This is a genomic window from Micromonospora sp. NPDC047670 (genome assembly GCF_043204915.1).
Taxonomy (GTDB): domain Bacteria; phylum Actinomycetota; class Actinomycetes; order Mycobacteriales; family Micromonosporaceae; genus Micromonospora.
In genome coordinates this window covers 85,745-107,640 of record NZ_JBIDDA010000009.1, presented here as the reverse complement: position 1 = coordinate 107,640, position 21,896 = coordinate 85,745, and the positions used below count along the sequence as shown (strand labels likewise).

The window sequence follows — 21,896 nt, the reverse complement described above, 5'->3', positions numbered from 1 at the left end:
CCGGGGGGATGAGTGGTGACTCAACTGACCGGGCAGCCGACGACCGACGACGACGTCGTGCACCTCACCGTGCCCGCGGACGGGGGCTACCTCGGGGTGCTGCGTACCGCCACCGCCGGGCTCGCGGCGCGGCTCCAGTTCGCCCTCGACGAGATCGAGGACCTGCGCATCGCCGTGGACGAGGCGTGCGCGATGCTGCTCGCCATCGCCACCCGCGACGCCGAGCTCGACTGCCGGTTCGCGGTCACCGACGACGCGCTCACCGTCGAGGTGACGGTGCCGACCGTGCGGGGCGCCACGCTGCCGGCCGAGTCGTCGTTCGCCTGGAAGGTGCTCACGGCGCTCACCACCTCGGCGTCCGCGAGCGCCGCCGACGACCGGGCCACCATCTCGCTGCTCACCCGGCGCGCCTCCGGGTACTGACCGCGCCCATCCCGGCGCTTGGCGCCGGGCCGCTGTGGCGCGGGCGTCACTCGAAGCCGAGGGCCCGGGTGGTGGGGGTGCTGACCAGCAGCGCGGTGACGCCGAGGCCGAGCGCCATCAGCGGTACGCCGAGCCAGCCCACTCCGCCCTGGACCATGAACCATCCGATCGGCAGCAGCATGAGCTGAAGCACGATCGCCGGGGCCCGCGCACCCGCCCTGCGGCGTGCCAGCGCGCCGCCCAGCGCCCAGAGCGCCGCCGCCGCGCCGACCGCGAACGCGGTCACCAGCAACGCCGACGTCAGGTCGGTGGTGGTGGCGGTGAGATCGGCCCAGACCAGCCACGCGGCGATCAGCCCCACGGCGACCGCCTCGCCCCGCAGCAGGCGGACCGCCCAGCGGAGGGTGACGGGAATCGGGTCGGAGTCGATGGTCACGCGCGCCACGATACCCGGGGTGGCGCGCGGTACAGTGCCGCCCATGCGGGCCGTCCTGGTGGTCAATCCGAAGGCCACCACCACCAGCGAGCGCAGCCGGGACGTCCTGGTCCGGGCCCTGCGCAGCGAAGTCGACCTCTCCGTGCGCTACACCCGCCGACGCGGGCACGCGACCGACCTCGCCCGCGAGGCGGCCGAGGAGGGCGTCGACGTCGTCGTCACGCTCGGTGGCGACGGCACGGTCAACGAGGTGGTCAACGGCCTGATGACCGCGCAGCCGCCGACCATGCCGGCCGCGGCCACGCCGGCCGAGCGGTTGCCCGCCCTGGCGACCGTGCCGGGGGGCTCGACGAACGTCTTCGCCCGGGCCCTCGGCCTGCCCCGCGACTGGCCGGACGGGACCAGCATGATCCTGGAGGGCCTGCGGCTGGGGCGGTACCGGACCATCGGGCTCGGCCGGGCCGACGACCGCTACTTCACCTTCTGCGCGGGCTTCGGCATCGACGCGGCGGTCATCCACCGGGTCGAGCAGGCGCGCCGGCGGGGCCAGGTCTCTACCCCCGCGCTCTACTTCCGCTCCACCGTCGCCCAGTACTTCCTCAACTCCGACCGGCGTCATCCGGCGATCAGCCTGGAGCGGCCGGGCGAGTCGGCGGAGGGCGAGTTGGCCACCGTCATCATCCAGAACACCGCGCCGTGGACGTACCTGGGCGACCGGGAGGTCAACCCGAACCCGGAGGCGTCGTTCGACCTCGGCCTGGACGTGTTGGCGCTGCGTCAGCTCCGGGTGGCCAGCACGACACGCACCGTGACGCAGTTCTTCTCCCGAACGCCCGATCCGCACGGCCGCCAGGTGCTGCGGCTGCACGATGTCGCGGAGTTCACCCTGCTCTCCGCCCGCCCGCAGGCGTTCCAGCTCGACGGCGACTACCTCGGCGAGCGGGAGAAAGTCAGATTCACATCCGTTCCGGCGGCACTGAGAGTAATCTGCTAGGTCTCGGGTACTGCCGTAGGTCGACGCGGCGACGACACCGCACCGGCGGGGGCGGCCGCCACACCGAGAGGCAGGTGCCGGAAATGTCAGCAATGTCACGCGGACCGTACTATATTGATCCTCGACTGTGGTACGCCGGGTAACCAGGAAGGCGCTGGAATCCGGACAAATGGGTTGTGGGCTTGCTCACCGCCCGGAGTTTTTCCGAGCGTCACCCTTGACATCCCGGGCGTTCGTGAAAGTATTCACAAGCGAACTCGAGTTACCGGGACATTGCCTGGATATGCTCGTCCGGTTGAGCTGTTCCAGCAGGTCCGCGGGGCCAACACCGCCTGCTCACGCACTGCCGAATAAGCGGACGCGAACCGTCACCATCGGCGCTGCGGATGCATATAGGAAAAGCACCAAAGCAATAACTGCCACCCACCCAGAATGAGGAGTGTTGCCGCCATGGACTGGCGTCACCATGCTGTCTGCCGCGACGAGGACCCGGAGCTGTTCTTCCCGATCGGGACGTCCGGACCGGCTCTCCTGCAGGTCGAGCAGGCCAAGGCCGTCTGCCGGCGCTGCTCCGTGACCGACCAGTGCCTGCAGTGGGCGCTGGAGTCCGGTCAGGACGCTGGCGTCTGGGGCGGGATGAGCGAGGAGGAGCGGCGCGCCGTGAAGCGCCGCGGTGGCCTCCGGGTGCTGCGCGCTCACTCCGCCTGATCCCCCGCACCACAGCTGCACGCCCCGGCCGGGTTCGCCCGCCGGGGCGTATCGCTGTCCGCACGCCTGTCACCTACCCCCGGAGCGGCTGTTCCGATCATGGACCGGCCGTGATCCCGGCCACCCTCTCGGCGGCGTCGACGCGGCGCAGGACCAGATCGGCCAGCTCCGGGGCGTCGGTCAGCGGCGCGGACACCGCCACCGCACCGGCGTCCCGCGCCGCCGCTGTCACGGCGTCGTGGAAGAGGCCCGGAGCCAGGAAGTACGCCGATACCGCCACCCGTCGGGCACCCCGAGCGCGCAGCCGGGCCACCGCCGCGTCGACGGCGGGCGGGGCGGCCGAGGCGTACGACACCCGCGTGGGCACCCCGAGATCGGCCCGCAGCGCGGCGGCCACCCGCCCCACCGACCCGCGCGCCCGGGCGTCGGTGGTGCCCGCCGCGGCGAGCACCAGCCCGTCGAACCGCCCCGGCGCCGCCTCGCCCAACCGCCGGCACAGGCCGGCCAGCAACCCGCCGTCGACCTCCCCGTCGGCGGGGCCCAGCACGTCGGTCACCCGTACCGCCATCGGCGGCCCCGAATCGCGGGCCGCCGCCACCGCCGCCGGGATGTCCACCCGCCGGTGGTACGCGGCCGTGAGCAGCAGCGGCACCAGCACCGCCCGGCGATGCCCGGCGGCGGCCAGGTCCCGCAGCACCGCGGCGGGCCCCGGCTCGGTGTGGTCCAGCCAGCTCGCCAGCACGGGCGTGCCCGGCCGGGCGGTCGACACCGCCCGGGCCAGCGCCCGGGTCGCCTCGGCGGCCCGCGGATCCCGGCTGCCGTGGGCCACCAGGACCACCGGGTCGGCCGCCGGTGGCCCGGGCGCCCCCGACGCGGGAGCACCCGGGCCCGGCCCGGTCAGACGTGCAGGCCGCACTCGGTCTTCTCGAACATGGCCCAGCGACCCGCCCGCGGGTCCTCCCCCGCCTTGGTGCGCCGGGTGCAGGGCCAGCACCCGATCGAGCCGTAGCCCTGCTTGAACAGCTCGTTGACCGGCACGTTCCACCGGGCGATGTAGGCGTCCACGTCGGCCTGCCGCCACGCCGCGATCGGGTTGACCTTGACCTTGCCGCGCCGGGCGTCGAAGGTCACCACCGGCGTGTTCGCCCGGGTCGGCGACTCGTCCCGACGCAGCCCGGCGGCCCAGGCGTCGTACCCGGCGAGCGCCCGCTCCAGCGGCTCGACCTTGCGGAGCTGGCAGCAGTCGTCCGGCGACTTGTTGAACAGCCGGGGGCCGTACTGGCCGTCCTGCTGGCCGACGGTCAGCCGGGGCCGGATCGACCGGACGTTCACCGGCAGCGTCCGGGCCACCTCGTCGCGGACCCTCAAGGTCTCCGGGAAGTGCAGGCCGGTGTCGAGGAAGACCACGTCGATCCCCGGCGCGACCCGGGAGACCAGGTGCGCCAGCACGGCGTCGGCCATCGAGCTGGTGACGCAGAACCGGTTGCCGAAGGTCTCGGCCGCCCAGCGGGCGATCTCCAGCGCCGGCGCGCCCTCCAGTTCCCGGCCCGCCTCCTCGGCCAGCGCGCGCAGCTCGTCGGGGTCGCGCCGGGCCGGGTCGGCCGACGCCGGACCGGCTACGCCGACCAGGCCCAGGCCCGCCGCGGAGACGAGGCCCGGCTGGTCGCCGGTGCCCCCGCTCACCGGGCCACCGCCCTGCCGAGCAGGCCCGTGAACCGCACCGAGAACACCCGCGCGCAGGCGTGGCACTCCCAGGCGCCGTGGCCGGCCTCGCTCGGCCGCAGGTCCTCCTCGCCGCAGTACGGGCAGTACAGCGGCGCGGAACGGGTCTCGCTCATCGCGTCCCCCCGCTGCGCCCGGCGCCACCGCGCACGCCACCAGGCCGGCTGATTCGTTCGCTCATCGGAGTTCCTCCTCGTCAGCCCTGATCACCCAGTTGGCGAACGTCTCGCCCGCTTCCCGGCCGGCGAGGTAGCGGCGGGCGAGACGTTCCACGTACTCCGGAAGCTCCGCTGCCGTGGTCTTCAGGCCGCGCAGCTTGCGGCCGAAGCCGGCGGTCCGCCCCTCGGCCATGCCGAGCCCGCCGCCGAGGTGGACCTGGAAGCCCTCCACCTGGCGGCCGTCCGGGCCGACCACCAGCTGGCCCTTCAGGCCGATGTCCGCGACCTGGGTGCGGGCGCAGGCGTTCGGGCAGCCGTTGAGGTGGATGGAGATGTCGGCGTCGAAGTCCCGAAGCCGCTCCTCCAGCCGGGCCACGAGCTCCTCGCCGCGGGCCTTCGTCTCGACGATCGCCAGCTTGCAGTACTCGATCCCGGTGCAGGCCATCGTGCCGCGCCGCCAGGCCGACGGCTGCGCCTCCAGCCCGATCTCCCGCAGCTGCCGCACCAGCGAGTCCGTCCGCTCCGGCGCCACGTCGAGCACCAGCAGCTTCTGGTACGGGGTGAGCCGCACCCGGCCGCTGCCGTGCGCCTCGACCACGTCGGCGAGCCGGGCGAGCTGCCCGCCGGAGACCCGCCCGACCACCGGGGCGGCCCCGACGTAGTGGCGTCCGTCGCGCTGCGGGTGCACGCCGATGTGGTCCACCGGCTTCTCCGGCAGCTCCGGGGCCGGCCCGTCGAGCAGGGCGCGACCCAGGTACTCCTTCTCCAGCACCTCGCGGAACTTCGCCACGCCCCAGTCGGCGACCAGGAACTTCAGCCGCGCCCGGTTGCGCAGCCGGCGGTAGCCGTAGTCACGGAAGATGCCGACCACGCCGGCCCAGACGTCCGGCACCTCGGCCAGCGGCACCCAGACGCCGAGCCGCTGGGCCAGCATCGGGTTGGTGGACAGGCCGCCGCCCACCCACACGTCGAACCCCGGGCCGTGGTCCGGGTGGTCGACCCCCAGGAACGCGATGTCGTTGGCCTCGTACGGGGTGTCGACCAGCCAGGAGATGGAGGTCTTGAACTTGCGCGGCAGGTTGGAGAACTCCTTGTCGCCGACGTAGCGGCGGACGATCTCGTCGACCGCCGGCGTCGGGTCGACCAGCTCGTCGCGGGCGACGCCGGCGACCGGGCTGCCCAGCACGACCCGGGGGCAGTCGCCGCACGCCTCGGTGGTCTGCAGGCCGACGGACTCCAGCCGGCGCCAGATCTCCGGCACGTCCTCGACCCGGATCCAGTGGTACTGGATGTTCTGCCGGTCGGTGATGTCGGCGGTGTCCCGGGCGAACTCGCGGGAGATGTCGGCGACCACCCGCAGTTGCGCCAGGCTGAGCTCGCCCCCGTCCACCCGGACCCGGAGCATGAAGAACTCGTCCTCCAGCTCGTGCGGCTCCAGCACGGCCGTACGCCCGCCGTCGATGCCCGCCTTCCGCTGCGTGTAGAGCCCCCACCAGCGGAACCGGCCGCGCAGGTCCTGCGGGTCGATCGAGGCGAACCCGCGGTGGGCGTAGATGTTCTCGATCCGGGCCCGTACGTTCAGCGGGTCGTCGTCCTTCTTGATCCGCTCGTTGGGGTTGAGCGGCTCGCGGTGACCGAGCGCCCACTGGCCCTCGCCGCGCGGGCGGCGCGGGGCCCGGGCCGGTCGGGGGGCAGTCGGGTCCCCGGCCCGGGCCGGAATGCTGCTGACCGCCATCGCGGCGTCCTCCGTTGTCTGCGGTGCCTCGGGATGCGCGGGCGCGGCGGCCGGCCCGTCGGAACGGGCAGGGGACAACGGTGTCGGAACAGCCGGCGCGGGGGCGCGCCCGAGACAGATTGGTCGGGCGTCGTCAGTGGGCCGGACAGATCGCGCTGCGCACGCGGCCGTAGTCGACGTGGCGGCGGGCCACGAAGCGGCGGACGACAGCGGCGGTCATGGAAGTCATGCTGCCACACCCACCGGGGGCCGGCCAACGAGCGCGTGCGTGATCCCACATCACGGGCCACGCCCGCCGGCCGACCCGGACCCGCTCGGCGGGGGCGGGAGGCGACAACTTCGGGGAAGTAGTGCCCTCCTCGCCCGGGGAGGCCGCTACTTGCGGAAAGTTGTGCGATCTCCGGCGCGACACACGGGGTCGGCGGAGGTGTGGAAGGCTCGGCCGCGTGGGCAGATTGTCCGGAAAGTGGCGGTCCCGGAGGGCCGGCGCGGAGCACCCCCGACCGGCGCGCCCTCCTGCGGAGCCGGCCCGTACGGCGCGGGCCCGTGCGGAGCGGGCCCGCACCGGGCGGCTACGGCCGGATCGGCCCGACGCGGAGCGCTGCCGGCCGGATCGGCCCCGCCGGCCGTGGCCGGTCTGGCCGTGGCCGGCGCTGCTGACCCTGCTGGTGACCGCCGCCGGGATCGACCGCGCCCAACCGTGGCGGGACGAGTTCGCCACCTGGAGCGCGGCCACCCGACCGGCGGACGACCTGGTCCGGCTGGCCGGCACCATCGACGCCGCCACCGGCCCCTACTACCTGTTCATGCACGCCTGGGTCGCGGTCGCCGGCGATTCCGTGACCGCGCTGCGGCTGCCCGCCGCGCTGGCCATGTCCGCCGCGGCCGGACTGACCGCGGTCCTCGGCCAGCGGCTCGTCGACGCCCGCGCGGGGCTGCTCGCCGGGCTGCTCCTCGCGGTGCTTCCGGGCACCTCCCGCTACGGCCAGGAGGCCCGACCGTACGCGCTGGCCACGTTCCTCGCGGTGCTGGCGACGCTGCTGCTGGTCGAGGCGCTGCGCCGGCCCGGACGGACCCGCTGGACGGGGTACGCCGCCGCCGTCGCCGCGCTCGGGCTGACCCACCTGATCGCCCTCACCCTGCTCGCCGCGCACGCCGTCGCGGTGCTCGCCGCCCGCCGCCCGCCGCCCGGGCGGACCGGCGAGCCGCCGGAAAACGTCACGGGCGGCCCCGCCGGAACGGGCGGCCCCGCCGGAACGGGCGGCCCCGCCGGAACGGGCGGCCCCGCCGGAACGGGCGGCCCCGCCGGAACGGGCGGCCCCGCCGGGACGGACGGCCCGTCACCAGCCCGCCGCGCACCGGGGCGGACCGCCCCGGCGACGGACGCCGCGGGCGACCTCGCCGGGGCGGGCGGCCCGACGGGAGCCGCGTCGTGGCGCCGGCCACTGTGCTGGGCACTCGCGCTGGTGCCGGCCGCGCTGCTGGTGACCCCGCTGGTGCTGCTGGCCGTGGGCCAGCGGTCCCGGCAGCTCGACTGGGTCGACCCGGTCCGGCTGACCGACCTGACGGCGTTGCCGGGCGGGGTGGCGCAGAGCGGCGCGGTGGGCGGACTGCTGGTCGGCCTCGCCGCGCTCGGGGCGGCCCGGCTGGGCCGGCGCGCCCTGCTGCCCGGATGCGCGGTGCTGCTGCCGGTGCTGCTGGTCTTCGCCGCCGGCGCCGTCGTACCTCTCTGGGTGCCCCGCTACCTGGTCTTCGTCGTGCCGTTCGGCTGCCTGCTCGCCGGCGCGGCGCTGGCGACGGTGCGGTTGCCGGCCGCGCTGGCCGTGGTGGCCCTGGCCGGGCTGCTGGGCCTGCCGGACCAGGCGGCGCTGCGCAGGACCCACGAATGGCCCCGCACCGCCCCGGTCGACTACCGGGGGGCGGCCCGGGTCGTCGCCGACGGTCAGCGGCCGGGTGACGCCGTCGTCTACTCGCCCCGGGAGAGCTGGCTCTTCCTCGACCTCGGCATCGCCTACCACCTGGGCGACCGGCGCCCCCGCGACGTGCTGGTGGCGCAGGACCAGGTCCGCCAGGGCGACCTGTGGGCCGCCGAGTGCGACCGGCCGGCCGAGTGCCTGGCCGGCGCGGAGCGGATCTGGCTGATCGTGGCCGGCCGCCGGGACGACCCGCTGGCCGCCGTGCCCGGCGCCAAGGGCGACGCGCTGCGCGCCGGCTTCACCGTCGAACGGGTCTGGCCGCGCCCCGGCCTGACCGTCGCCCTGCTCACCCGCTGACGCCTGCGGGCCCGTCCGCGCCCGCGGCCCCGCCCACGACGGGTCAGCCGGCGGAGCGGCCCTCGGGGGCGCTGCGGGCCAGCGGGACGACGAGCGTCGCCTCGGTGCCGCCGTTCGCGCCGTCGCGCAACTCGATGGTGCCGCGCAGCTCGCCGGTGACCAGCGCCCGGACGATCTGCAACCCCAGGTTCCCGCCCCGCTCGGCGTCGAAGTCGGGCGGCAGCCCGCGCCCGTTGTCGGTCACCGAGACGTGCAGCATCTTCCGGAACCGGTGCGCCGAGACCACCACCTCGGGCGCCGCGCCGGCCGGGCCGGCCGCGTCCGGCGCGCCGGTCGGCTCGGCGGCCGGCGGGAACCCGTGCTCGACGGCGTTGAGCAGCAGTTCGTTGAGGACCATCACCAGCGAGGTGGCGACCTCGGCGGGGAGCACCCCGAAGCTGCCCATCCGCCGCATCCCGACCGTCGACTCGGTCGCCGCCACCTCGGTCGCGGCGCTCGCCACCCGGTCCACGATGCCGTCGAACTCGACCGCCTCGTCGCTGGACATGGAGAGGGTCTCGTGCACCAGCGCGATGGAGGCGACCCGGCGTACCGACTCCTCCAGGGCGACCCGGGCCTCCGGCATGGACACTCGGCGGGCCTGGAGGCGCAGCAGTGCGGCGACCGTCTGGAGGTTGTTCTTCACCCGGTGGTGGATCTCCCGGATGGTGGCGTCCTTGGTGATCAGGGCGCGGTCGCGGCGGCGTACCTCGGTGATGTCACGGACCAGCACCAGCGCGCCGATCGGCACCCCGGCGGGCATCAGCGGCAGGGCCCGGGTGAGCATCGTCGCGCCGCGGGCGTCGATCTCCCGGCGGGGCGGCGCCTCGCCGCGCAGCGCGGCGAGGATGCCGTTCGCCGCGTCCGTCCCCTCCAGCGGGTCGCCGGCCAGCCGGCGGTGCAGCGCCGCCAGGTCCTCGCCCACCAGGTGCGAGGCGTAGCCCAGCCGCCGGTACGCCGACTGCGCGTTCGGGCTGGCGTAGGTGACCTTGCCGCCGGCGTCGAGCCGGACCAGCCCGTCGCCCACGCGCGGGGCCGAGGTGGTCTCCCCCGGGTGGCGCGGCGGCGGGAAGGTGCCGTCGGCGATCATCTGCGCCAGGTCGTCGGCGGTGGTGAGGTAGTTCAGCTCCAACTGGCTCGGGGTGCGCGCGGTGGAGAGGTTGGTGTCCCGCCCCACCACGGCGATCACCTCGCCGGCCTCGCCGTCGGCGGTGCGCAGCCGGACCGGGATCGCCTCGTGTCGGGCGGGCACGTCGCCGTACCAGACGGGGTCGCCCTCCCGCCAGATCCGGCCCTGCCGGTGGGCCACCTCCAGGTGGGCCACCTCGGGCCCGCCGACGATCCGCCCCACCTGGTCGTCCAGGTACGCGGTGGGGGCGGTCGTCGGCCGGACCTGGGCGACGCAGAGGAAGGTCCCGTCGGCGTCCACGGGCACCCAGAGCAGCAGGTCGGCGAAGGACAGGTCGGACAGCAACTGCCAGTCCCCGGCGATCCGGTGCAGGTGGTCGATGTCGGCCGGGCGGAGACGGGTGTGCTCCTCGGCGAGGTCGCGCAGCGTGGACACGCTGACCAGCGTGCCACGCCGGGCGTCACATCGTCGCGGTGACCTTCTTCAGCCCCCGGGGCGCGTCCGGGTCCTCGCCCCGGGCCAGCGCCAGCGCCAGCGCCAGGCGCTGCAGCGGCAGGATGTCCAGCAGCGGGGCGTACCGCTCGTCGACCTCCGGGACGGCCATCCGGGTGGCGCCCCCGACGTCGGCGGAGCCGACCACCACCACGTCGGCGCGGCGCTCGCCGAGCCGGGGCAGCACCTCGCCCATCGACCGGCCGCCCGGCCCGGAGCCGACCACGGCCAGGACCGGCACGTCCGGGTCGGTCATCGCGAGGGGGCCGTGCAGCAGGTCGGCGCCGGAGAACGCGAGCGCCGGCAGGTAGGAGGTCTCCATCAGCTTCAGCGCGGCCTCGCGGGCGGTCGGGTACGCGTACCCCCGGCCGGTGGTGACGAGCTGGCCGGCGAACCGGTAGCGGGGCGCGAGCTGGGCCGGGGTCTGGTCCTCCAGGGTGCGGGCCGCCAGCTCGGGCAGGGCGGCGAGCGCGTCGCGCTCGTCGGCGGGCAGCGCGCCGTCGCCGGCCCGGATGCCCTCGACGAGCATCAGCAGAGCGAGCAGCTCCGCGGTGTACGTCTTGGTGGCGGCCACCGCGCGCTCGTGCCCGGCGGCGATGTCGACGCTGAGCTCGGCGACGTCGGCCAGCGGGGAGTCGGGCGCGTTGGTGACGGCCAGGGTCAGCGCGCCGGAGACGCGGGCGGTGCGGAGCACCTCGGCGAGGTCCGGCGAGCCGCCGCTCTGGCTGACGCCGACGACCAGCGCGTCGGAGAGGTCCGGGCGGGCGCCGTAGACGGTGACGGCGCTGGGCGAGGCGAGCCCGGCGGGCAGGCCGAGCCGGATCTCGGTCAGGTACGCCCCGTAGAGGGCGGCGTGGTCGGAGGTGCCCCGGGCGGTGAAGACCACGTGCCGGGGTCGGCGCTCCGCGATGACCGCCGCCACCCGGGCGATGGCGCCGGCGTGTTCGGCGGAGAGCAACCGGGCGTAGCCCGCCGGCTGCTCGTCGATGTCGGCGGCCATGCCAGCCCCTGCACGCGTCACGGAAACTCCTCCCACTGCGCGATTGCCGCGCGTTTCCTGCTCAGTCTTGCACCTTTGATCTGATCAGAGCAATCGAACGAGCAGTAGTGCGCAGTTGATCACCATGTCGGTGCAACATCACCTACGCTTGCCCGGCCCACCGCAGCACCGAGAGCGAGAGGACGACGTGGCCGAGGACGACCGGGCGCTGCCCGCGGCGGAGGAACTTGCCCTGGCCCGGCTCGCCATGGACGCCGGCGACCTGGAACACGCGGCCGGCCACGTCGCCGCCGCGCTGGCCCAGGCCCCGACCCTGCCCGAGGTGCACGAGACCCTCGCCCGGCTCGCCGCCGCCGACGGCGACGGCGGGGTGGAGCTCTTCCCGCTGCACCACCACGCCTTCGTCGGCGCCGTGGTCGCCCGCGCCCACCTGCTGGCCGCCGCCGGCCGGCCCGCCGAAGGGCTGGACCTGCTGGTCGCGGCGACCGGGCACGCGCCCGGGACGGACTGGGCCGGCGTGCCCTGGGTGACCGCGCCGGAACTCGCCGAGCGCCTCGAACCGGACCGGACCGCCCGGATCCTCATGCAGGTCTGCGCCGCCGTGCCCGATCCGGCGCCACGGGCCGGCCGGGCGGCGCTGGCCCCCTACCTGGCGCTGGCCCGCAACGCGGTCACCGTCCACGCCGAGCACGGCCTGCTGCTGGGCGCGGCGTCCGCGCTGGCCCGGCGGGTCGGCGAGGTCGCCCTGGCCATCCGCTGGGCCGCCCGGGGCGTACGCGCGGAGCCGTCGAAGATCGGCGAGGTGTGGCTGGGGTACGCGTACCGCAGCGCCGGCCGCACCCGGGAGGCGCTGGCGGCGCTCGGCCGTGCCGTGGAGCACGACCCCGACGACCTCGCCGTGTACGCCGACATCGCCGGCACCCTCGCCGACAACGGGCGACTCGACGAGGCGCTCGACTGGATCGACCGGGCCCTCGCCCGGGATCCCACGTTCGACTGCGCCGTGCACACCGCCCACCGGCTGCGGTACCAGCGCGACGGCGACGTGGCGCACCTGGTCGCGCTCGCCGACTTCGTCCGGGACCACCCCGACGACACGCACGAGCACGGCGACCTGGCCGAGTGCTGCCGCGGCCGGGCCTGGCTCGGGCAGGTCACGCCGGCCACCGGTGCGGTGGTGGAGGCGGTGCGCCAGGCCGTCGCCGACGACCACGGCGGCGTCGGCGCCGCCGTGCTGCTGGACTCGCCCGCGCCGCCGAGCGCGCTGCGTACCATCGCCACCGTCGTGCCCGCGATGCGGGTCGAGGTGGCCGACGTGCCCGAACCGGACCCGCGCGAGCCCCGACGGTCGGACGGCCGGCAGCTCTGGCGCTGGGACGGGACGGCCGTCGTGCCCGCGGTGCCGGCGCCCTCGGCGGAGGCCGTCGCCCGGCTGCGGCAACTCGCCCACCCCGCGTGGCCGCACCCCCCGGCGGCGTACGACGCGGCGGTCGGCCTGGCCACCCTGGACCTGGCCGACCTGCTCGGCCTGCTGGCGCACCCGCCGGACGCGCCGCCCACCGCGCTGGGCCGGGTGCTCGGGCAGGATCCCTCGCTCTGGGTGCGCTGCGTCCAGGTGTGGACCTGCCTCGGCCTGCTGCACCACCGCACGGACGAGCCGTGGGCGGAGTCGGCCCGCCGCCGGGTGCTGCTGGACCTGGTCTGGGGCGTCGAGGACTGGACCACCGAGGCGGCGCTGTTCGCCATGGTCACCGCCGCCTGGGTCGACCCGGCGGTCCGCCCCGACGTGGCCCGGGTGGTGGCCGAGCGGCTGGCGGACGTCGCGGCGGTGGCCCGGGTCCGACCGGTGCCGATCGCGGCGTCCCTGGCCCACCTGGCCCTGGCCGCGCCCGCCCTGGACGCCGAGACGGTCGCCCTGGCGACCTCGCTGGCCGCCGCGCGTCCGGTTCCCCGCCCCCGCGACCCCGGTTCCCGCCTGCGCCGTCTCTGGCGTCGCCTGACCGCCACCCTCCGCCGCCCCTGACCGCCTCCGCCGCGCCGCGCCGCCCCTGATGCTCCGCGCCGGCCCGGTGGGCCGGCGCGGCGCAGAGCCTACGGAACGTCCGGCGGATCGTGGCGGCGGGTCAGGGAGTGGGGGCCTTGGCCAGGGCGGTCTCGGCCTGCTCCTCGCCGGCGGCCTGGGGCGGGAGGTCGTTCGCGGTGCGCAGCGGGATCTCCCGGATGAACCAGGCGAGCACCGGGACGGCGACGCTGAAGAGCACCGCCCACCAGAAGACGTGCGAGACCGCGTCGGCGAGGCCGCCCAGCACCAGCTCACGGGCCTGCGCCGGCAGGTCCTTGAGCATCTTGAGGTCCATCGCGGCGCCGGCCTCCCCGCCGCCGCCGAACGCGTCGCCGGCCGGCGAGTCCGCCAGTCGGTTGGCGAAGATCGCCCCGAACAGCGAGATGCCGAACGAGCCGCCGATCGACCGGAAGAAGGTGGCCGCGCCGCTCGCCGCGCCCAGGTCCTTCTGCTCCACGCTGTTCTGTGCGATCAGCATCGACGTCTGCATGAGGAAGCCCATGCCGACGCCCAGCACGATCATGTAGAGCGACGACTCGGTCTTGCTGGTGTCGACGTCCAGCCGGGTCAGCAGCGCCATGCCGGCGGCCATCACCACGCCGCCGACGATCGGGTACGCCCGGTAGCGCCCGGTCTTGGTGATCGACCGGCCCACCACCAGCGAGACCACGAGCATGCCGAACATCAGTGGCAGCAGCAGCAGGCCGGAGTTGGTGGCCGAGGCGCCCTGCACGGTCTGCTGGTAGAGCGGCAGGAAGTTCATCGCGCCGAACATGGCGAAGCCGAGCAGGAAGCCGATCACCGAGATCAGGGCGAAGTTGCGGTTGGCGAAGAGCCCCAGCGGCAGGATCGGCTCGACGGCGCGCCGCTCGACGAGGCCGAACGCCACCAGGGTGACCAGCGCGAGGGCGGCGAGGCCGAGGATCTGCCCCGAGGCCCAGTCGTACTCGTTGCCGCCCCAGGTGGTGACCAGCACGATCGCGGTGATGGCGACCGAGAGCAGCGCCGCGCCGAGCCAGTCGATGCGGTGCTCGGTGCGGTGCTTCGGCAGGCGCAGGGTGGCGACGAGCAGCGCCAGCGCGACCCCGCCCAGCGGCAGGTTGACGTAGAACGCCCAACGCCAGGAGAGGTGGTCGGTGATGAAGCCGCCGACCAGCGGGCCGGCCACCATGGCGAGGGCCATGATGCCGGCGATCATCCCCTGGTAGCGCCCCCGCTCCCGCGGCGGGACCAGGTCGCCGATGATGGCCATCACGCCGACCATCAGACCGCCCGCGCCGAGGCCCTGCACCGCGCGGAACGCGATCAGCTCGGCCATGCCGTCGCCCGGTCCGCCGAGCAGTTCGGAGCCGGCCATGCCGCAGAGCGCCGAGCCGACCAGGAAGACGACCACCGAGGTGAGGAAGACGGACTTGCGACCGTAGAGGTCGCCGAGCTTGCCCCAGATCGGGGTGGAGACCGTGGTCCCCAGCACGTAGGCCGTGACGACCCACGTGAAGTGGTCCAGCCCGCCGAACTCGCCCACGATCCGGGGCAACGCCGTGCTGACGATCATGTTGTCGAGCATCGCCAGCATCATGGCGATCATCAGGCCGAAGAGCACGACCCGCACGTTGGGTCGCGCCGGAGCCTGGGTTGCCTGCGTCATGGGTAAGCTCCCCCCGAGATGTGCCGCACTTACTTGCCGGCCGGCTAGCTACCTTACTAGCCGGACGGTAAGTTCGGGGTCAGGGCCGGTCAAGCGAATTGGGTGGTGCGGGTGAGGGAGAGCACAGGCGGCACGCGGGAACGCATCAAGGCCGTCGCGCTGGAGCTCTTCACCGAGCAGGGGTACGAGAAGACCTCGCTGCGGGAGATCGCCGAGCGGCTGAACGTGACCAAGGCCGCGCTCTACTACCACTTCAAGAGCAAGGACGAGATCGTCACCAGCGTCGTCGAGGACCGGCTGGAGCGGTTGGACGCCCTCATCGCCTGGGCCGAGTCGCAGCCGGTCGGCCTGGCCACCCGGCGCGCGGTGATCGGCCGGTACGCCGAGGCCATGTTCGCCGGCGACCAGCCCTCGGTGATGCGGTTCTTCGAGCAGAACCAGACCGTGCTGAAGAGCCTCTCCGCCGGGCAGCAGATGCGCGGCCGGATGCTGCGGCTGGCCGACGTGCTGTGCCGGGACGACGACTCGCCGGCGGCCCAGCTCCGCGCCGTGCTGTCGATCTTCGCCGTGCACAGCAGCTGGTTCGCGGTCCGCGCCCCGGAGCTCACCGACGCGCAGCGGATGCGACTCGCGCTGGCGATGGCCGACGAGCTGCTCGCCCCCATCGGCGCGCAGCCCGACGCCGCCGCGCCCGGAGCGCCCTGACGCCTGCCGGGTCCCGGCCGGAACGGGCCCGGCGAGCGCCGGGTCAGGCGCCCGTCACGGGGCCGGCCGGGCCAGACGCCCGTCACGGGGCCGGCCGGGCCAGGCACGTCACAAGGGCCGGCGGGGCCAGGCGCCCGGCACGAGGGCGGGGTCAGGCGCCCGTGAGATCCAGCCGGAGGCCGAGCAGCTCCACGCCGGCGAGGGGTGACCAGTCCAGCTCCGGCACGCGCACGAAGCCCCGTCGCTGGTAGAGCCGCTGGGCGGAGGCGGCGAAGCCGCCGCGGACGCAGATCACCACCGCCGAGCAGCCCAGCTCGGCGGCCCGCGACACGCACGCCTCGACGAGGGCCGCGCCGACGCCCCGGCCCTGCGCGGCCGGGTCCACCGCCAGCATCCGGAACTCCGCCTCGCCGGCCCGGGACAGCTCGGCGTACCGGGTGCCGGGCAGGACGAACGTCACCGAGCCGAGCACCTCACCGGTGGCCGTATCGACGGCGACCAGCACCTCGCCGTGCTCCGCGCGGGTCGCCACGTCGGCGAGCACGGCCGCGTAGCCGTGCTCGCCCTTGAGCTGGCCGTCGGCCTCGTAGGCGGCGACCGTCAGCCGGGCCACCGCCGCGAAGTCGGCCGGGCCGGCCCGCCGTACCGAGACGCCGCTCAATCGATCACCGCGATGAGGTCACCGTCCTGGACGACGTCGCCCTCGTTGACCGCGAGCTGCTTGACGACACCGTCGGACTCGGCGACGACCGGGATCTCCATCTTCATCGACTCCAGGATCACCAGCGTGTCCCCCTCGGACACGGTGTCCCCGGCCGACGCGACGACCTTCCAGACGTTCGCCACCATCTCGGCGCGGATCTCCTCGGCCATCTCCACGGCCCCTTCTCTCGCGGTTGCCTGCCGACGTATCCAATCATGCGGGCCCCCCACGAGGGGCGTGGAGCGCCCCCGGGCGTCCGGATCCACCACTGGGTCGGGCGCGCGGTGGCGCTCCTTGCCCGCCGGGCGCGGCGACGCCGCCGGTGGCCGGCGTGTGGGGTCGTGACGTCGCGGCGGCCGGCGTGTGGGTGGTGACGTCGCGCCGGCCGGCGTGAGGGGCGGCGCGGCCACGTCACCGCCACCCCGGAGCGCGGCGGGGCGGGGGGAGACGGCCGGCGTGTCGCGCGGCGCGGCGCACGGCGGGCCGCCCCGGCGCACGACGGCGGGTGTCGGCCGCACTAGCATCAGCGGGTCGGACCCGGCGCCGGGGCGACCGGTGCGCGCACCGGAGCCGAGGTCGTGCGCAGGCGGATCCGACCATCACGAGGAGGTCACCATGGCGAAGAAGGCCCGAAAGAAGAAGGCCCGGAAGAAGAGCGGCGCGAACCACGGCAAGCGCCCCAACTCCTGAGCGGCGGCCGGGCCGGGGGCCCGGCGTCGATCAGTCAGCGGAACGCCGGTGGCCCGGGTCGGAGACGACCCGGGCCACCTGCTTCACGTCGTGCCGCCGACCTCAGTCGGCCAGCTCCCTCGACTCGCTGCTCTCGAAGACGACCAGCTCGGTGAGGCGCAGCCTCAGCCGCTCGCGCAACTGGTCCGGCGCGGTCTCGTTGCCGCAGCAGCGGGCGACCAGCGCCTTCACCTCCTGCTCGATGCCGTACTCGCGCAGGCACGGCCCGCACTCGTCGAGGTGGTGCCGGATCAGCGTCCGCCGCTCCTCCGCGCACTCCAGGTCCAGGTACAGGTAGACCTCGGCGAGGACCTCACGGCAGTCCGTCTCGTGCGGATCTCCACAGCTCACGTCACACCTCCCGGCCGGCCGCAGCGGTTGAGCCCTTCTTCGACGACGCGGGGGTGAAGCCCCGCTCCGCGGCGTACTGCTCGAGCAGCTTGCGCAGATTACGTCGGCCCCGGTGCAGTCGCGACATCACCGTGCCGATCGGCGTGCCCATGATGTCGGCGACCTCCTTGTAGGAGAAGCCCTCGACGTCGGTGAGGTAGACGGCCAGGCGGAACTCCTCCGGCAGCTGCTGGAGGGCCTCCTTGACGTCGCTGTCCGGCAGCCGGTCCAGCGCCTCGGTCTCGGCGGAGCGCAGCCCGCTGGAGGTGTGCGACTCGGCCTCGGCGAGCTGCCAGTCGGTGATCTCGTCGGTCGGCGCCTGGATGGGCTGGCGCTGCCGGCGACGGTAGGAGTTGATGTAGGTGTTGGTCAGGATCCGGTAGAGCCAGGCCTTCAGGTTCGTGCCCTGCTCGAACTGGTGGAAGGCGGCGTACGCCTTCAGGTAGGTCTCCTGGACCAGGTCCTCGGCATCCGCCGGGTTGCGGGTCATCCGCAGGCCGGCAGCGTAGAGCTGATCGACGAAGGGCATCGCGTCCCGCTCGAAGCGGGCCCTGCGCTCGTCCGTCTTCTCCGTGGTCAACCGCACATCCCCTCGCGTCGGATGCTTTCCCGCCGAGGATACGCGCACGGACCTGCCCACAGATTCACTTCCGGCGGGTGTGCTCGTGCTCACCGCCGCCACGCCGACCGGCGGCGCCGTCGCGGGCCACTCCGGAGCGCCCAGCAACTGCCGTAGCTGCCGCGCTCCCCGCTCGTCCCGTTCCCGGGCCTGCGTCTCGATCGGCACCCGGTCACCCCCCTCGCCAGAAATGTCGTCCCGGGGGGTGCAACGCGCACGGATGGGCACGGCATTCCGGCTGCGCCTCCCGTTCCTGGTCCCGGCCCCGGCGGAAGCCGACGCTGGGACCAGGAAGGGCCTGGGAGGACCGGCGCCGCCGCCCGAACCGGGCATCCGGCACCATCCGATGCAACGACCCGCCGCGGCCGCCGGACACGGCCGGTCGGAGCGCGGGTGATCCCCCGGCGCGCGCCGGCCGGCGCACAGGAAGCGCCCCGGTGCGCCGCGACGGGACGCCGGGCGCCGGGGGTCAGGCCCGCGCCCAGCCCCGGTCGCGCAGCCAGTCGCGCACCACCGCGGCCGTGCCGGCCGGGTCGCCCCGCAGGTCGTGCCGCTCGCCGGGGCGGGTCACCACGCGCACGGCGGGCCCCGGCTCCGGCACCCCGAACGGGTCGCGGTCGCCGTTGACCACGAGGGTCGGCAGGCCGGTGGCGAGTTCCGCCGCCCGGGAGCGCTCCGGCCGCCCGGGCGGGTGCAGCGGGAACGCGAGCGCGACGACGCCGACGGCGCCCACCGCCCGCGCGGTGCGGCAGGCCACCCGCGCGCCGCTGGAGCGCCCGCCCACCAGCAGGGGTACGCCGGGATGCCGGTCCCGCAGCACGGCGAGCACGGCGGCCCACGCCTCGTCGAGATGCCCGGCCGGGGCCGGCGCGCGCCGCCCGGCGACGCGGTACGGCTGGGTCACCCGGGCCACCACCAGGCCCGCGCCGGCCGCCGCGTCGCGCAGCGCGACCAGGTCCGGGGCGTCGACGTCGCCGCCCGCGCCGTGGCCGAGCGCCAGCAGGGCGGTCGGCGGCCCGGCCGGCGGGTCGACGGCGACCCGGGCGGGCCCGCGCGGGGTGGAGATCTCCTCGGTGCAGGACACCAGCCCATTCTCGGGCGTCCGGGACACGGCGCGGGGCCGACCCGCGTGGTCGCGGGCCGGCCCCGGCGGCTCAGTCGACGGTCAGCTCAACGGCACCAACGTGAGCAGCCGGTCCCGGACCGGCGGACCCGCCTCGTCGGCGGCGTCGGGATCCGGTTGCACCTCGTCGCGCCAGGCGACCAGCATCGCCCGCCGCTCGCGCGGGGTCGTGCCGCCCCAGACGCCGTGGCAGTCACCCACGTCCAGCGCCCAGGCAAGGCAGGAGCCCTGCACGTCGCAACTGCGACAGAGCGCCACGGCCGCGTCGGCCGGCTCGTTCGGCGCCGGAAAAAATGTTTCCGGGTCGACGTTCTGGCAGGTTCCTCTGGTCCGCCACGCCTCGTCCTGTCGCCGCTCGCGCAACGCCCGCAGCAGTCGCGGATCTCGTCGTGCGGCGGCCACCTCGTGCGGGCGGGGCATACGTGCCCGTGTCATCCACCCACCTCCCCCGTGGGACCGGCAAGATCGGTGCGACGTCGTCCGCCCCGTGCGAATCGGCGCCCACTACCGGCGCTGTGTTCTATCGCACTTCCGGACACGGAGACAAGACTCTACGGCAAATACGGTTAAACGACGGGGCGACGTTTCACCCGCAACTCTGGCAAATCACACCCGACAATGTGCCGGCACTGTCAGAAGAGCGTCATTTCCTCCGCCGCCGTCACCCGGGCCACCGGAACCCGGACGGTCAGCTCCGGCCCGTCGTTGCGCACGTCGCCCACCGCCGGTCCCACCGGGCGGATCTCCAGCCCGGCCAGCCAGTCGGGCGGGGGCGGGACGAGCAGCCCCGCCGGCTCGTCGGTCGACGCCAGCCACGGCCCCCACCGGTCCTCGGGCAGCAGCAACGGCATGCGGTCGTGCACCTCGGCCAGCTCGCCCAGCGCGGCGGTGGTGAGCACGCTGCAGGTCAGCAGCGGCCCGCCCGGCCCCTCCCAGACCGACCAGATGCCGGCGAAGGCGAGCACCGAGCCGTCCAGCGGAGTCATGTAGTAGGGCTGCTTGCGCCCGTCGGGCGAGCGGACCCACTCGTACCAGCCGTCGGCCGGGACGAGGCAGCGGCGGCGGGCGAAGGCCCCCGCGTACGCCCGGCTGGTGGCGACCGTCTCGGCACGGGCGTTGATCATGCGGGCGGCGGCGGCGGGCGACCGCGACCAGGCGGGCACCAGCCCCCAGCGCCCCACCGACAGCGCGCGGTGGCCCTCGGGGGTCACCCGCACCAGCGGCACCGGGTCGGTGGGCGCGACGTTGTGGTCGGGCCCGAGCCGGCCGTCGGTCTCGTCGTGGGACTCGAACAGCGCGCTCAGGTCGCCCGCGCTCCGGGTCGTCGCGTACCTCCCACACATGTGGCACACGCTAACGCGCCGGGCGACGCCCGGCTGTCCCGCTGGCCGGGAGTGCGGGCGGTGGTCGACCCATCCATCACCGGACACGGCAGAATGTAACCGTGGGGAACCTGACCGCGACCCGGCCGCCGCAGCCGTGGACCGCTCCGACCGCCTCCGACCCGGTCTCGGCCACGCTGCGCCTGCCCGGCTCCAAGTCGATGACCGCGCGCGCCCTGGTGCTCAGCGCGCTGGCCAGCGGTCCCTCGACGCTCGCCGGGCCGCTGCGCGCGCGGGACACCGAGCTGATGGCCGCCGGGCTGCGCGCGCTGGGCGCGCACATGTCGATCAGCGACGACGAGCGCTGGCTGGTCCGGCCCCACCCGCTGGTCGGCCCCGCGCACGTCGACGTCGGCCTGGCCGGCACGGTGATGCGCTTCGTTCCGCCCGTGGCCGGCCTGGCCGACGGGCGGATCACCTTCGACGGCGACCCGCAGGCCCGCACCCGGCCGCTCGGCCCGCTGATCGGCGCGCTGCGCTCCCTCGGCGTCCGCGTGGACGCCCCCGCCACCGGCAGCCTGCCGCTGACCGTGCTCGGCGCGGGGCGGGTCACCGGCGGCGAGGTGGTGATCGACGCCTCGGCCTCCAGCCAGCTGGTCTCCGGGCTGCTGCTGGCCGCCCCGCGCTTCGACCGGGGGGTGGTGGTCCGGCACGTCGGCCCGCCGGTGCCCTCCGCGCCGCACCTGCGGATGACGGTGCAGATGCTGCGGGCCGCCGGCGCGGCGGTCGACGACAGCACACCCGACGTGTGGGTGGTCGAGCCCGGCCCGCTGACCGGGCGCGGCTGGGAGATCGAGCCGGACCTCTCGGGCGCGGTGCCGTTCTTCGCCGCCGCCCTGGTCACCGGCGGCGAGGTGACCCTCCAGGGCTGGCCGCGCAGCAGCGCGCAGCCCGTCGAGCAACTCCGCGCGCTGCTGCAGCGGATGGGCGGCGACGTGACGCTCTCCACCGCCGGGCTGACCGTCCGGGGCACCGGCGCGGTGCACGGCCTGGACGCCGACCTCTCCGACGTCAGCGAGCTGACCCCGGCGCTGACCGCGCTCGCCATGCTCGCCGACTCGCCGTCCCGGTTCACCGGCGTCGGCCACATCCGGGGCCACGAGACCGACCGGCTGACCGCGCTGGCGCGGGAGTTCGCCGCGCTCGGCGCGGACATCACCGAGTCCCCCGACGGGCTGGAGATCCGGCCCCGGCCGCTGCGCGGCGGGGTGTTCGAGACCTACCACGACCACCGGATGGCGCACGCCGCCGCGGTCGCCGGCCTGGCCGTTCCGGGCATCGAGTTGAGCGACGTGGCGTGCACCTCGAAGACCATGCCCGAGTTCCCGGCACTATGGTCGGCAATGGTGACCGGCAAGAGCTGACACGACGGGGGGCGGGTCCTGGCGACCAGAAGGCGGGAGTACGACGAGGACGACGTCCGGGT

General features: G+C 75.1%; 23 protein-coding genes. 8 read left to right on the top strand and 15 right to left on the bottom strand.

What is annotated here, in order from left to right; genetic code table 11:
* The first annotated feature begins 15 nt into the window (after positions 1-15).
* Positions 16-423, top strand: coding sequence for an anti-sigma regulatory factor (locus ACGF7U_RS22010; protein WP_393109394.1), 408 nt, complete (start codon positions 16-18; stop codon positions 421-423).
* Between the two features lie 46 nt (positions 424-469).
* Here the strand turns inward: ACGF7U_RS22010 and ACGF7U_RS22005 are convergent, their stop codons facing one another.
* Complete coding sequence (locus ACGF7U_RS22005) at positions 470-859, bottom strand: hypothetical protein (RefSeq protein ID WP_393109392.1); 390 nt, start codon at positions 857-859, stop codon at positions 470-472.
* Between the two features lie 43 nt (positions 860-902).
* Between ACGF7U_RS22005 and ACGF7U_RS22000 the strand changes: the two genes are divergently transcribed.
* Together ACGF7U_RS22000 and ACGF7U_RS21995 are read left to right on the top strand one after the other, a co-directional pair.
* Complete coding sequence (locus tag ACGF7U_RS22000; RefSeq protein ID WP_393109390.1) at positions 903-1,853, top strand: diacylglycerol/lipid kinase family protein; 951 nt, start codon at positions 903-905, stop codon at positions 1,851-1,853.
* A gap of 450 nt (positions 1,854-2,303) precedes the next feature.
* The gene (locus ACGF7U_RS21995; protein ID WP_007072794.1) at positions 2,304-2,561 is read left to right on the top strand and encodes a WhiB family transcriptional regulator; all 258 of its coding nucleotides are present in this window, start codon (positions 2,304-2,306) and stop codon (positions 2,559-2,561) included.
* Between the two features lie 97 nt (positions 2,562-2,658).
* On the opposite strand, the gene ACGF7U_RS21990 is transcribed toward ACGF7U_RS21995, so the two are convergent.
* The 4 genes from ACGF7U_RS21990 to ACGF7U_RS21975 form a co-directional block, all read right to left on the bottom strand.
* Positions 2,659-3,477, bottom strand: coding sequence for a sirohydrochlorin chelatase (locus ACGF7U_RS21990; protein WP_393109388.1), 819 nt, complete (start codon positions 3,475-3,477; stop codon positions 2,659-2,661).
* Positions 3,459-4,244 (bottom strand): phosphoadenylyl-sulfate reductase, encoded by a 786-nt coding sequence (locus ACGF7U_RS21985; RefSeq protein WP_393109386.1) that lies wholly within the window; start codon positions 4,242-4,244, stop codon positions 3,459-3,461. Before ACGF7U_RS21985 ends, ACGF7U_RS21990 begins: the two co-directional genes overlap by 19 nt.
* Complete coding sequence (locus tag ACGF7U_RS21980; RefSeq protein ID WP_350703763.1) at positions 4,241-4,399, bottom strand: hypothetical protein; 159 nt, start codon at positions 4,397-4,399, stop codon at positions 4,241-4,243. The genes ACGF7U_RS21985 and ACGF7U_RS21980 overlap by 4 nt, the downstream gene beginning before the upstream one ends.
* Positions 4,400-4,460: 61 nt before the next feature.
* A complete protein-coding gene (locus ACGF7U_RS21975) occupies positions 4,461-6,176 on the bottom strand; it encodes a nitrite/sulfite reductase (RefSeq protein WP_393109384.1) in 1,716 nt (571 codons plus the stop codon).
* Between the two features lie 653 nt (positions 6,177-6,829).
* On the opposite strand from ACGF7U_RS21975, the gene ACGF7U_RS21970 reads away from it, so the two are divergent.
* Positions 6,830-8,449 (top strand): glycosyltransferase family 39 protein, encoded by a 1,620-nt coding sequence (locus ACGF7U_RS21970; protein WP_393109630.1) that lies wholly within the window; start codon positions 6,830-6,832, stop codon positions 8,447-8,449.
* A 43-nt stretch (positions 8,450-8,492) separates the two neighbouring features.
* Here the strand turns inward: ACGF7U_RS21970 and ACGF7U_RS21965 are convergent, their stop codons facing one another.
* Complete coding sequence (locus ACGF7U_RS21965) at positions 8,493-10,052, bottom strand: histidine kinase N-terminal domain-containing protein (RefSeq protein WP_393109382.1); 1,560 nt, start codon at positions 10,050-10,052, stop codon at positions 8,493-8,495.
* Positions 10,053-10,077: 25 nt separating this feature from the next.
* The gene (locus ACGF7U_RS21960; protein WP_393109628.1) at positions 10,078-11,109 is read right to left on the bottom strand and encodes an SIS domain-containing protein; all 1,032 of its coding nucleotides are present in this window, start codon (positions 11,107-11,109) and stop codon (positions 10,078-10,080) included.
* A gap of 187 nt (positions 11,110-11,296) precedes the next feature.
* Between ACGF7U_RS21960 and ACGF7U_RS21955 the strand changes: the two genes are divergently transcribed.
* Entirely contained in the window at positions 11,297-13,132 is a 1,836-nt protein-coding gene (locus ACGF7U_RS21955; RefSeq protein WP_393109380.1) for a tetratricopeptide repeat protein, read from the top strand.
* A 100-nt stretch (positions 13,133-13,232) separates the two neighbouring features.
* Here ACGF7U_RS21955 and ACGF7U_RS21950 read toward each other — a convergent pair whose 3' ends face one another.
* On the bottom strand, positions 13,233-14,819 hold the full coding sequence (locus ACGF7U_RS21950; protein WP_393109378.1) for an MDR family MFS transporter: 1,587 nt from the start codon (positions 14,817-14,819) through the stop codon (positions 13,233-13,235).
* A 105-nt stretch (positions 14,820-14,924) separates the two neighbouring features.
* On the opposite strand from ACGF7U_RS21950, the gene ACGF7U_RS21945 reads away from it, so the two are divergent.
* The gene (locus ACGF7U_RS21945; protein ID WP_393109376.1) at positions 14,925-15,524 is read left to right on the top strand and encodes a TetR/AcrR family transcriptional regulator; all 600 of its coding nucleotides are present in this window, start codon (positions 14,925-14,927) and stop codon (positions 15,522-15,524) included.
* Between the two features lie 151 nt (positions 15,525-15,675).
* Here the strand turns inward: ACGF7U_RS21945 and ACGF7U_RS21940 are convergent, their stop codons facing one another.
* Both ACGF7U_RS21940 and ACGF7U_RS21935 read right to left on the bottom strand, forming a co-directional pair.
* Complete coding sequence (locus tag ACGF7U_RS21940) at positions 15,676-16,185, bottom strand: GNAT family N-acetyltransferase (RefSeq protein ID WP_393109374.1); 510 nt, start codon at positions 16,183-16,185, stop codon at positions 15,676-15,678.
* Positions 16,182-16,403 (bottom strand): biotin/lipoyl-binding carrier protein, encoded by a 222-nt coding sequence (locus tag ACGF7U_RS21935; RefSeq protein ID WP_176737378.1) that lies wholly within the window; start codon positions 16,401-16,403, stop codon positions 16,182-16,184. Before ACGF7U_RS21935 ends, ACGF7U_RS21940 begins: the two co-directional genes overlap by 4 nt.
* A gap of 439 nt (positions 16,404-16,842) precedes the next feature.
* On the opposite strand from ACGF7U_RS21935, the gene ACGF7U_RS21930 reads away from it, so the two are divergent.
* Positions 16,843-16,917: a 50S ribosomal protein bL37 gene (locus ACGF7U_RS21930; RefSeq protein ID WP_369700219.1), complete on the top strand. Its 75-nt coding sequence runs from the start codon at positions 16,843-16,845 to the stop codon at positions 16,915-16,917.
* Between the two features lie 102 nt (positions 16,918-17,019).
* Here the strand turns inward: ACGF7U_RS21930 and rsrA are convergent, their stop codons facing one another.
* The 5 genes from rsrA to ACGF7U_RS21905 all read right to left on the bottom strand — a co-directional run bounded on the left by rsrA (position 17,020) and on the right by ACGF7U_RS21905 (position 20,431).
* On the bottom strand, positions 17,020-17,307 hold the full coding sequence (gene rsrA / locus ACGF7U_RS21925) for a mycothiol system anti-sigma-R factor (RefSeq protein WP_393109372.1): 288 nt from the start codon (positions 17,305-17,307) through the stop codon (positions 17,020-17,022).
* Position 17,308: 1 nt separating this feature from the next.
* Positions 17,309-18,133, bottom strand: coding sequence for a sigma-70 family RNA polymerase sigma factor (locus ACGF7U_RS21920; protein ID WP_393109370.1), 825 nt, complete (start codon positions 18,131-18,133; stop codon positions 17,309-17,311).
* Positions 18,134-18,434: 301 nt separating this feature from the next.
* Positions 18,435-19,049, bottom strand: coding sequence for an alpha/beta family hydrolase (locus ACGF7U_RS21915; protein ID WP_393109368.1), 615 nt, complete (start codon positions 19,047-19,049; stop codon positions 18,435-18,437).
* 81 nt (positions 19,050-19,130) lie between these two features.
* Positions 19,131-19,523: a WhiB family transcriptional regulator gene (locus ACGF7U_RS21910; RefSeq protein ID WP_357087957.1), complete on the bottom strand. Its 393-nt coding sequence runs from the start codon at positions 19,521-19,523 to the stop codon at positions 19,131-19,133.
* A gap of 197 nt (positions 19,524-19,720) precedes the next feature.
* Positions 19,721-20,431, bottom strand: coding sequence for an SOS response-associated peptidase (locus ACGF7U_RS21905; RefSeq protein WP_393109366.1), 711 nt, complete (start codon positions 20,429-20,431; stop codon positions 19,721-19,723).
* Positions 20,432-20,532: 101 nt separating this feature from the next.
* On the opposite strand from ACGF7U_RS21905, the gene aroA reads away from it, so the two are divergent.
* Complete coding sequence (gene aroA / locus ACGF7U_RS21900) at positions 20,533-21,834, top strand: 3-phosphoshikimate 1-carboxyvinyltransferase (RefSeq protein ID WP_393109364.1); 1,302 nt, start codon at positions 20,533-20,535, stop codon at positions 21,832-21,834.
* Positions 21,835-21,896: the final 62 nt, after the last annotated feature.

Bases quoted from the DNA above. Each gene is read 5' to 3' on its own strand.
- ACGF7U_RS22000 (WP_393109390.1), top strand. From the start codon at position 903: ATGCGGGCCGTCCTGGTGGTCAATCCGAAGGCCACCACCACCAGCGAG.
- ACGF7U_RS21995 (WP_007072794.1), top strand. From the start codon at position 2,304: ATGGACTGGCGTCACCATGCTGTCTGCCGCGACGAGGACCCGGAGCTG.
- ACGF7U_RS21980 (WP_350703763.1), bottom strand. From the start codon at position 4,399: ATGAGCGAGACCCGTTCCGCGCCGCTGTACTGCCCGTACTGCGGCGAG.
- ACGF7U_RS21975 (WP_393109384.1), bottom strand. From the start codon at position 6,176: ATGGCGGTCAGCAGCATTCCGGCCCGGGCCGGGGACCCGACTGCCCCC.
- ACGF7U_RS21960 (WP_393109628.1), bottom strand. From the start codon at position 11,109: ATGGCCGCCGACATCGACGAGCAGCCGGCGGGCTACGCCCGGTTGCTC.
- ACGF7U_RS21950 (WP_393109378.1), bottom strand. From the start codon at position 14,819: ATGACGCAGGCAACCCAGGCTCCGGCGCGACCCAACGTGCGGGTCGTG.
- ACGF7U_RS21910 (WP_357087957.1), bottom strand. From the start codon at position 19,523: ATGACACGGGCACGTATGCCCCGCCCGCACGAGGTGGCCGCCGCACGA.
- ACGF7U_RS21905 (WP_393109366.1), bottom strand. From the start codon at position 20,431: ATGTGTGGGAGGTACGCGACGACCCGGAGCGCGGGCGACCTGAGCGCG.